General features: G+C 63.9%; 3 protein-coding genes. All 3 read left to right on the top strand.

All coding sequences use genetic code 11. The features are described 5' to 3' along the window. Positions 1–269, top strand: a 269-nt coding sequence (locus KA184_07970; GenBank protein MBP8129505.1) for a hypothetical protein, incomplete at its 5' end; no start/stop codon positions are given. A 117-nt stretch (positions 270–386) separates the two neighbouring features. Beyond that, positions 387–2258 carry a tetratricopeptide repeat protein gene (locus tag KA184_07965; protein MBP8129504.1) on the top strand — a complete coding sequence of 624 codons (1872 nt, stop codon included), beginning with the start codon at positions 387–389 and terminating at the stop codon, positions 2256–2258. Positions 2259–2282: 24 nt separating this feature from the next. After that, positions 2283–2701 (top strand): Rieske 2Fe-2S domain-containing protein (locus tag KA184_07960; protein MBP8129503.1); only part of this gene is annotated, 419 nt, incomplete at its 3' end.

The following is a 2701-nucleotide window of genomic DNA, read 5'->3' as shown; positions in this document are numbered from 1 at the left end:
CGCCCGTCCCCGCGAAGGTCCAAGTGCTGGACCCGAGGGGGACCAGGACTTTTGGTCAAGGCGTCATCGGCGAGGAGGGCGACAAAGTGCCCTGTGCCGAGTTTCCCGAAGCGGTGCGAGTCCGGGTTTGGGTCGCCGGTTCAAGGGCTGAACTCGAGGCGCGGCAGACCGACGCGTCAAATTACGATGGCGAACTGCCGTACCGTGTCGAGGCCGATGGCCCCGGCGTGACGAGTCCCATCCAGAATGTGCTTGTGCTTGCACAGTAGGTTTGACTCGGGATTGTGGCGGGAGATGGTATAATAGTGCTAAATTTTCTTCTCGCGTTTGCGCGCGAGAAGCGGTGAGAGGCAGACTACAACCCAGCATTTGGGGAGGACAGTGACATGCGGTGCTCGTATGCGCTTGGGATGGCGGCGTTTCTGCTGGCGCTTTCCGCGGCGGCGGCGGCGCAGTTTGTGAAAGGCGAACCCGCGCCGTGTATCAAGGCGGTGGACATCCAGGGTGAGGAGGTGGATACCTGCGCGCTGATCGACGAGGCCAAGCCTTTTCTGGCCATCTATTATTTCTTCGATACGGCCTCGGGCGAGCAACTGGCGCTCAAGTTACGGCTGCTGGACATGAAGTACGGCCGGGACAAGATGGTCATTACGGCGCTTGGCTTCAAGGAGGACGAAGAAGCCCTGAAGACCTTTGCCGAACAGCTTGACCTGAGCTACCACATCATCGACAGCGCCGACCTTGCCGACGCCGGCTGGTTAAAGAATGTCGACGCTACGCCGCTCGTGTTGTTCGTTTCTCCCGACAGCCAGCGCTCGGTCGAGCAGGTCATCCGCGGCGGCGGCGCGTCGAGCGCCGATTTCCTCAAGCGCGTCGCGGAGAACCTGTACCAGAAGCGGAAGGCCGAGGCCGCGGAAGTGGCCGACGCCGCCCTTGAAGAAGGAGAGGACACTCAGGCCGTCCGCGAACTCAAGGGTTATATTCTTGTATCGGAGGGCAAGCTCGACGAGGCGGTCGCCGAGTTCGGCGAGATCCAGTCGAGCGCGGGGCTCGCGCGCGTCGCGCTGGAGCAGGGCGAATACGACAAGGCGGCAGAGGTCGCCAGTCAGGCGCCCGAGGATGGCTACGCCCAGACGGTCAGGGCGCAGGCGCTGATGAACACGGGGCAGGTCGAGGATGCGGCGGCGGCGGCGCGCCAGGCGGCGGAACTGCCCTCGGACGACTGGCAGCGGTCGGAAGCGCTGAATGTCCAGGGCCGCATCGCGCAGGAACAGGGGAACGCGGCCGAGGCGCTCTCCCAGTATGAGCAGGCCATCGCGCTGGACCCCTACAACGTCGTCGCGCTGAGTAATGAGAGCACGGTGCACAGCGCCGAAGGCGACACGGAGAAAGCCCGCGAAACACTCGAGCGCGCCGCGGGCATCCGAGACGACGAACTGGTGAGCCTGATGCTGAGCCAACTTGAAGAAGCGAACGACGTCGAGCGCGGCAACCTGGTCCAGCAGCAGATCAAAGACCTCGCCGAATACGCGAAGAGCCTGGAAGGAAAGCCCGTGGACGACTGGACCACCCGGCCGCTGGTGGTGTCCTTCCTCGGGCCGCGCCAGGGCCGCGCCGTCTTTTTCGCGCGCGCGGGCACGGACACCGCCGTGCGGCACGAGATTGCGGCGCAGTTGCGCACGCGGCTGAATGTGGCGGTGGTCGAGCGCGAGAACCTGGACCTGATCCTGCAGGAACAGCAGCTTAGCGCGCTGGCCGACCCCGACACCGCGACCGCGCCCGGCAAAATAAAAATCGCGCGGTACTTGTCTTTCATCGATTTCGACCAGATTGACGACGATCCGTTTGTGTTTCTGCGCGTAACCGACACCACGACGGGCGAAATCCTGTTGCACTACAAGGCCGATATGCCGCCGGGCAGGGTGCTCGGGCCGATCGGCGCGATTATCGATGAACTGACCAACTTTTACACCGGGCAGGAAATTCGCGGGCTGGTCGCCGACGCCACGGACGAAAGCGCAATCCTGACCAATCTGACTGCGCTCCATGGCGTGAAGGCCGGACAGGTGTTCACCGTCCTGCAGGAGGGCGAACCCATTGAGGCGGGTGGCCGCGTGATTGCGTACCGGCAACGGCCTGTCGCGCGCATAGAAGTGACCGGTTTCGACGAACAGACGGGGTTGGCGCTGTGCAAGCTGGTCGAGAAGCGTGAAGGCGTGCGCGTCGACAAGGACATGAAGATCAAGTCGTCGAAGTGAGCGGCGAAACCGCGGGAGGGGACTATGGCTGGGCAGACGTTGCGGCGGTCGTTCTGGCAGCGCATTCTCGGGCTGCCGCAGACGCGCATGCCGCGCGACCCGGATTGCTGGAACTATGAAGACGGCATGGTGACCGTGGATCTCGAGCGCGCGCCCGAATTGGCGGCGCTTTCCGCGTCCCTGCGGCTGGAGGGCAAGGGGCTGCCGCTGCGTGTACTCGTTGTCCACGGGGAGGACCGCGTGTTCCGAGCGCTCCACAACTGTTGCGGGCATATGGGCCGCCGTGTGGACTTCGTGCCGGGCACAGACACCGTGCAATGCTGCAGCGTGGGCAAATCCACGTACGATTTCACGGGACAGATCCTGGCGGGCCCCGCGACGAAGGGGTTACACGTGATGTCCGTCGAACGAGACGGAAACGTGCTGCGGATTCGTCTGCCGCA

Source organism: Candidatus Hydrogenedentota bacterium (genome assembly GCA_018005585.1).
Taxonomy (GTDB): domain Bacteria; phylum Hydrogenedentota; class Hydrogenedentia; order Hydrogenedentales; family JAGMZX01; genus JAGMZX01.
The sequence above is the reverse complement of the archived record's forward strand: the minus strand, read 5'-3'. Positions and strand labels throughout refer to the sequence as shown.